The organism is Pseudoalteromonas sp. TB25, assembly GCF_000497995.1.
GTDB classification, from domain to species: domain Bacteria; phylum Pseudomonadota; class Gammaproteobacteria; order Enterobacterales; family Alteromonadaceae; genus Pseudoalteromonas; species Pseudoalteromonas distincta.
On sequence record NZ_AUTI01000403.1, the window covers coordinates 21272 to 29274 of the forward strand.

Genomic DNA, 8003 nt, shown 5'->3' on the forward strand with positions numbered 1-8003 from the left:
AATTAATATAAAAGCGTGTAATAATGATTAGCACGCTTTTAATGTTTCAAATCAAATCAAATCAATGATATTGCTAAAACAATCGCTTTTACGTAAGTCTTTAGCATCCATTGGCCTTGCAAAGTAATAACCTTGCAGTACAGTACATCCAACCTCGGCTAAAAAGAGCATCTGTTCGCGCGTTTCTACTCCTTCTGCAATGCAGTATAGCTCTAAGTTTTCTGCCAATGAAAAAATAGTTTTAATAATTGATTCATCTCCCTTATCTATACCAATACTATTTACAAAGCTTTGATCTATCTTAATAACATTAATAGGGAATTGGCTTAAGTAGGTGAGTGATGAGTATCCTGTACCAAAATCGTCAAGCAGTAATTTAAACCCAGCAGCTTTTAGGTTTTGCAGCTGTTTGGCTGCTTTAAGCTTATCTTCTAATAAAATACTCTCTGTTATTTCGAGCCTTAATTGTCTTGGATGAACTTGAGAGTCCGCTAATATAGCCATTAACCGCTGTGTTATGTTTGTTTTTAAAATGTGTTTAGGCGATAAGTTTAAAGATATATAAAACAACGGGTTTTCGCTGAGTATAGGCGCAAGTTCAATTAGTGAACGGTGCAAGGCTTGCTCAGTAAGAAGTTCTATTAAACCGGTTTCCTCAGCTACAGGAATAAAAAGAGCTGGAGATATTAACTGGCCTTCATTTTTCCAACGCATGAGTAACTCCACGCCATTTATTGTTTTCTCTTCTATGTCGATAATAGGCTGGTAGTGATTAAAAAATCGGTTGTCTTTTACTGCATCTTTTAAATCATTTTCAAGCAGTAACTTTTGTTTTATTAGCTCATTCATTTCATCGCTAAAAAACTTAAAGTCGTTTCTCCCGCCTTGCTTAGCGTGCATCATTGCAACATCGGCATTACGGATGAGTATATCTGTGATTATAGCATCGAATGGGTACAGAGCTACGCCAATACTTGCTGAAATATTAATAGAAAAGTCTTCAATAATTACTTTATTAGCTAATTCATTACTAATTTTTCTTACGGTATCGCGAAGAGATTGGAGTGATTTTATATTTTGAATCAGCACTAAAAATTCATCACCACTTTGGCGGCCAAGTATAGCGTCTTCGCTAAGCATGCCGCTTACTCTTTGGGTAATATTACATAACAACTTGTCACCTACTGCATGACCAAAAGAGTCATTAACAGGTTTGAACTTATCTAAATCAATAAATAATAATGCGCATTGGGTATTGTTTTTATCGGCATATTTAATCGCCTTTTCAATGTTTTGATACATTAAACTACGATTAGGTAGATGTGTTAGAGGGTCAAAATTAGCCAAATAGCGCAGTTCGTTTTCAGCACGTTTTTGTTCAGTTAAATCTGTAATAACAATCACATAGTAACTTGCAGTGTCTTTTGTTACAGCTGTGGCACTTATATGTATTGGGTGTTCGTTATTTCTTGCTGTTCTTATATAAACATCACTTTGCCAGTTTTCAGTTGGTTTTAATTTTTTTAAAATACTAGCAAACTCTCTGCACTTATCTTTACCAATGGCCCTAATAAATAATTTTGGGCTAATTTTGGTGGCTGCTTGTTCACTTGAAAACGTTTCAATAAAACTGTTGTTCGCAGAAAATGGCATTAAATGCTTATCGAGTATAAGTAACCAGTCGTTTATTTGGCTAAACGCTTCACCTAAAATTTTTGCTTGTTGCTCATTAGCTCGTTGCTCGGTGATATTGGTATATATGCCAGAAACATATAGAGGCTCATTTGTTTGAGGATCGTATATAACTTGCCCTGTATCTTGATACCAGAGCCAATGGCCATTTTTATGCTGTAAACGGTAAGTTGCTTGCCAGTTTTGTTGTTTTTTGTACTTGAAGTAGTTTTCCCATTGGTTTTCAAAACGACGTCGATCGTCTGGGTGTATAAGCGCTAAAAATTGATCTATATGCACGCGTTCAGGTAAGTCTGTATAGCCTAATTCACTTCCTCTGAGCGTATTTACGGAAGCGTCTTTAAAGTTATAATCCCATACGCCGCTTTTATTATTTTTAAGCGCGAGTTCTGTTTGCTTTTGCGAATGAATAGTCGCTCTATGGGCTTGTTCAATTGCTACTCGGCGGCTGCGATACTGCCAAAAAATAAAAAATAACACCCCAAGAATTAAAATAATGTAGGCGGCTATAGCAATGGGCGATCTCCAAGGAGCATACGCCACGTTGATATTAAGTGTTGTAGGCTCGCTTGTAATAATACCATCACGATTATGTGCTGATATTTTTAGTGAGTAATTACCAGGTTGAAGCTTTGTGAAAAACACTTGATTAGATTGTAAATCTTCATATGTAAGAGACGTAGGCCCTGAAAGGATTACTTTATAATATGCTTTATCAATATTAGGGTAAGAGAAGTTAGAAAAGCTAACCGTCAATCCCATGTCTTCATAATTTAATTCAAGTGGTTTGCTAAGGTATTTATGAGGATTGTAATTGAGTTCGCTAGTAAGGAGGCTAATATCAGTAATGGCTAGATTACTTTTTTGTAGTTGTTCTTTTTCATTAAAGTCTATCGGATTAAAAAGTAAGGCTCCAGCATTGCTACCGAACATAAGCCTGCCATCGCTTAGTGTTGCTGCCGCTATTGGTGTAAATTGGTTTATATTCAAACCGTCTTTTACTGAAAAACTCACTACATTGAGAGTATCTAGGTCTATTTGATACAGACCATTGTCGGTACTTGCCCATAAAAAGCCGTTTTTATCGGGAAGTAGTGAATAGATAGAATCAGTATTAAACGAATTTTTTAATCCTATATAGTGCTTTCTTTCATAAGTAACGGGGTCAACGCCGAGCAAACCTTCGTGAGTGGTTGCTAACCATAAAATGTTTCGTTTTGAGTCTAAGTAAAAGTTTTCTACAGTGTAAAAAATATCTTCTTTAGGATTAAAAGACTGAAATATAGTCGTTAAAGTTTTCGTTTTTTCGTTGTACCTAAGGAAGCTTTTTGATGTGCCAAGTACAAACTCTTCAGGATGTGTGTCGAGGTGTTTATAAAAAGCGTAAGAAAATAAAGGATCGACTTGCTCTTTGAGCCCCTTAATAATTCTTGTTTTTCCTGTTGTTTCATTAAAAACATAAAAATTATCATTCGACATAAATGCATATGTGTCTGCAGATAACTGGGCAAAGCCAAATAAGTTGGATTGGTTAATTACATTTTTTTCTGTGTCTTTATTTTCAATAATTTTACCCGTTTGTTTATCAAACAGTTTAAAACCATCGAAAGTAACAAGCCAAAGGAATTGATTATCACCAATTGAAGACGCAAAAATATCATAAACGGCAGATGCCCCGTATATTGCTTTTGAGTCGGTTGAGCTCAGATATACATCACTTTTATTTGTTGTTTTGTCGTACCGTGCAATTCCATCTTCTGTTCCTAACCAAATAATATTATTTTTGTCTTGGTAGGTGGCATGAATAGTATTGTTACCGGGTAAAGTAATGTGTTTAAACCGTCGGGTTATAATTGGCCATGTAAACACGCCCTGGGTTCTAGATGCGAGCCAAAGTACGCCGGACTTATCAACCATTAGATCGTTTATTGAGTTTTCATTAATATTAAACTTACTTTTTTCATAATTTAATACGAATTCTAGTTCTTTGGTTTCGCGGTGATAACTGAACAATCCACTTTCGGTTGCTACAAACTCCCCGTAAACAGTATTGGCATAATCCCATATATTATAATCAGGGATTAAAGTTGTAATATTTGCTGCAGATATATTTTTGGTATTATCGAATGCTAATTGATACATGCCTTCAACAGTACCAACAAGTAATCCTAATTCATTATCAATACTTAAGAATTTGACGTTTACATTATCTATCGTATTTTTTTCAGGGGGATGAAGAGGTATTTTTACAAGTTCTGAATTATCTATATTTGCAGTGTATAAACCATCATTTGTACCAATATATAAAGTGTTTTTATATATTGTTAATGACCGAATGTAGTCACCTTTATTTGGTAGGGTTAGCTTAAATGTAAAGTGTTTACTCGTCTCATCAAATGTATATATTTGAGCATCTATGGCGAAATAAAAAGTGTTTTGTTGCTGAGTCATTGCAGAGATCGGAGAGAACATTTTTTGTTCTTTATCTATTTGACCAGAATAGATTTTTTCGGTTTTTAAAGTGAGGGGATCTATTATATAGGCACCAGAAAGATCTGTTGAGACAATGATTTTTCCGTCTTCGGCTTTAAATAATGCATAAATATAGTGTTTATCTAGGCCAAAGCCGCCACTAAAAGTTTTTACATTATATCCATCAAAACGGTTTAAACCCTGTTGGGTTGCTATCCAAATATAACCAATATCATCCTCTTGAGTCTGCAAAACGTAACTTTGTGACAGGCCTTCGTCAGTAGAAATTCGTTGTAATTGCTGAGCATAGTTTTGTGATGCAAAAGTGCTTTGGATGCATAGTAAAAAAGTGATGGTTATATGAAAAAAAAATTTGCTCAAACGCACTTATAAACACTCTCAGTGGAAGATAGGATGATGCTTAGCTAGGTAGTAAATATAGCATAATTTTTTATTTTTTAATTACAAATAATATACATAACGCTAAAAGTTCTATTTTTAAATAGTGAGCTACTCTATACAGATAATAGTAAATGCTTAGAAGGAGAGTATAGTGGTTTTCTCTAATGTTGATGCAAAAAACAGCGTGTTATTAGTTATAGACTTACAAGAGTTGCTTGCTCCTGCAATTAAAGATTTTCCGAATATTTTAAAAAGCACATTGCAGTTAGCACAAGCGGGTATGATTCATGGCGTTCCATGTTTAGTAACGGAGCAATATGTGAAAGGTTTGGGCAAGACTAATCAGCAAATTAAAAATACGTTATCTACTGCCACGTATTTTCATAAAACGTACTTTAGTGCGTGTGCAGAGCCTGGTTTTGTTGATACGTTAAAAAGCCATGGTAAAAAGCAAGTTGTTGTTGTGGGAACTGAAGCACATGTGTGTGTTTTACAAACATGCTTAGATTTAATAGAAAATGACTTTGAAGTTATTATTGTTTACGACGGAGTTGGTTCTAGAAACCCGCAACATAAAAATTTGGCGATTGAGCAGCTACGTCAAGCTGGAGCTGTAATTTCATGCGCTGAAATAGTAATTTTTCAATGGACAAAAAAAGCTGCTACGCCTACGTTTAAGAAAATACTGCCTATAATTAAGTAAGGCTTTGAACATTTTTATATAACGTGGATGATATTTATTAGGAGAGTTGCTCCAATTTAGGTGTTGTGACGTACATATGTTAATGTGTTTAATAAACTACAAATTTTATTAAAGGGTTTTATGTCTAGTGTCACTCGGTTATTTATCATAATTTTTAGTCTTCTATTTGTTGAATCCATAGGGATTGGTTTGTATTTTGGGACGTTAACTCAAGCATTTATTGTTGGATTACCACTTTGTTTACTCCCTATCTGGTTACTTAAAACACAGCCAGATAACCCTATCACTGCACATGTAGTTGCAGCTGCAATAATGATGTTTTCTTTTTTACATATTCAGCAGGCTTTTGGGTTAATCGAAGTACATTTTGAAATATTTATCTTAATGGCTGTACTTATAATGTTTGTACAGTGGCGAGTGTTTATTACCGCTATTATTTTTGTAGCGGTTCATCATTTATCTTTTTATTATTTACAAACTCAAAATACGGGTTTTTACGTATTTGACCCTGATAGACTCGCTTTTACTACGGTGCTAATTCATGCTGGATACGCAATAGTTGAAGTATTAGTTGCAGGCTATATTGCAAAAACGCTGCAACGTGAACGTCGTGCGGGCTTATCTTTAAGTTATGCGACAGAACAAATAATGAAAGATCCTGAAAACATTAAACTCTCTCTTCGCGCGGATGACACTAAAAGCGAAGCTGTAGCAGGATTTAACACATTACTAGATTACTTATCTGATGTTATTAAACAGGTACAAACTCAATCAGAATCATTGCAAAAAAACTCACAAGAGCTTATTGATGTTCACGATCAGTTAGCGAGTGGAGCGGTTCAACGTACGCAACAAACCGATGATATTGCTAATTCTGGCGCTCAAGTTGCCAATGGCTTTAAACTTGTAGAAGAAGAAAGTGAGGTGCTTAAGCGCCAAGTTGACCATATTACACAATCTGCAGGTGATGCATTAAAAGAAGTGCTTCAAACAGACGCTAAAAGTAGAGAGTTGTTAACACTGCTTAATCATACCGAAGAAAAAATAAATCACTTAGTGGCAGCTGGCGATGTTATTTCAGGGCTTCTTAATGAAATATCAGGCATTGCTGAGCAAACAAACCTACTTGCTTTAAATGCAGCTATTGAAGCTGCCCGCGCAGGCGAACACGGTCGAGGTTTTGCTGTTGTTGCTGATGAGGTAAGATCTTTGGCTAACCACAGTAAAGCAACAACAGATAAAATTAGTCTTACATTAAAAGATCTTGTTAATAATAGTAAAACGTCAACGCAATCAATGAGTCAGTGTGTGAGTTTTGTAGTTGATTTAACAAGTATTAGTGCTGCAATGAAAGAAAATATTTCAGCAATGAGCGAGCAAATAGCCGCAGTATCTTCAAGCTCTGACTCAGTTGCACAAGTTGTAGCGGAGCAGGCAGGTAATACCGAGTTAATAGCAAGCAGTACTGATACTATGCGCCAAAATCAGTACCAAGATACGCAAATAGTGCAGCAGTTAACCGCGAAGGTGCAGTTAATCGATGTAAGTATTGATGTATTAGAGCAAAGCATTGCCAAGTTTAAATAAATCTAACTCTTTTGTATTTTCGCTTATAGCTATATGGCTTGTTTGTGTTGTTGCAGGGTTAGTTTATTTTCAGTTAGAGCAACTTAAACCGTTTGATAGCTCAAAAGTTTTATTGCAAAAGCACTGGTTTAATAACTTTAAAAAGCAATTGGACTGGGTTGACACTAATGAAGCGTCGTTAGTGCTTATAACTGAAAAAAATTGCGGGTGCACCATACAGGCTAAGTCGCATATTTCATCGTTAAGCTCTTTTGCTGCCATAAAAGCTATGAAGGTTGTACAAGTTGAATTAACACCAAAGCTTAAACACGTTATTCCGGCAACGCCTGCCGCCGTTATTATTAATAAAAACGGTGAGTTTGTTTATGCCGGTCCGCTCTCTGAAGGATTAGCGTGTGCCCAAGGAAGTGGCTTTGTTGAAACTGCGGTCACTAATTTAGCTGCAGGTTTTAATTCCAACCTTTTAATTACGCAAACCAAGGGGTGTTACTGTGTAAACAATGCATAAATAACGTGCAGAAAAAATTAAAGCTCGCACTTGAATTAACAGGTTCGAGCTTTAATATTGATTAAATTGTAACTAAGCCATAAATACCTAATGACACAAACACACAAGCAGCAATAGCACGTACGGTGTTTAGAGATATTCTTTTTAGTAATGCATTACCAGCATATATAACAGGCACGTTAGCAATTAGCATACCTAACGTGGTTCCTACCGTTACCCAAAACACAGACTGATATTGTGCGCCTAGCAACACTGTCGCTATTTGTGTTTTATCACCAATTTCTGCAATAAAAAATAATACAAAAGCGACTAAAAAAGCCCCGTAGCTATCGTATTTACTACTTACATCTTCGTCTTTATCTGGAACTAATAGCCAAAGGCCAACAACAATAAAGCTGATGTTTACAAGCCAAGGTAAATATTCAGAAGAAAAACTATTACTTAACCACTGCCCAAACCACGCTGATAGGCCATGATTGAGTAAAGTTGCGGCTAAAATACCAAGAATAAGTGCGCCTTTATTACGAAAACGGGCAGCTAACAGGAGTGATAAAAGCTGGGTTTTATCGCCAATTTCGGCAAGTGTAACAGTGACGGTTGAGGTTAAAAAAACTTCCATTATTGATTCTTACAGGCGGG

The 8003-nt window shown here is 35.7% G+C and carries 5 protein-coding genes; 3 read left to right on the top strand and 2 right to left on the bottom strand.

Annotated elements, in window-relative coordinates; genetic code table 11:
• Positions 1-51 precede the first annotated feature (51 nt).
• Entirely contained in the window at positions 52-4551 is a 4500-nt protein-coding gene (locus tag L652_RS0118055) for an EAL domain-containing protein (protein WP_024597360.1), read from the bottom strand.
• Positions 4552-4717: 166 nt separating this feature from the next.
• Between L652_RS0118055 and L652_RS0118060 the strand changes: the two genes are divergently transcribed.
• From L652_RS0118060 to L652_RS0118070, 3 genes are all read left to right on the top strand, one after another.
• Positions 4718-5269: an isochorismatase family protein gene (locus L652_RS0118060; RefSeq protein WP_024597359.1), complete on the top strand. Its 552-nt coding sequence runs from the start codon at positions 4718-4720 to the stop codon at positions 5267-5269.
• Between the two features lie 120 nt (positions 5270-5389).
• Positions 5390-6856: a methyl-accepting chemotaxis protein gene (locus L652_RS0118065; RefSeq protein ID WP_024597358.1), complete on the top strand. Its 1467-nt coding sequence runs from the start codon at positions 5390-5392 to the stop codon at positions 6854-6856.
• On the top strand, positions 6840-7364 hold the full coding sequence (locus L652_RS0118070; protein ID WP_024597357.1) for a DUF6436 domain-containing protein: 525 nt from the start codon (positions 6840-6842) through the stop codon (positions 7362-7364). Before L652_RS0118065 ends, L652_RS0118070 begins: the two co-directional genes overlap by 17 nt.
• A gap of 61 nt (positions 7365-7425) precedes the next feature.
• On the opposite strand, the gene L652_RS0118075 is transcribed toward L652_RS0118070, so the two are convergent.
• The gene (locus L652_RS0118075) at positions 7426-7983 is read right to left on the bottom strand and encodes a TMEM165/GDT1 family protein (RefSeq protein ID WP_024597356.1); all 558 of its coding nucleotides are present in this window, start codon (positions 7981-7983) and stop codon (positions 7426-7428) included.
• Positions 7984-8003: the final 20 nt, after the last annotated feature.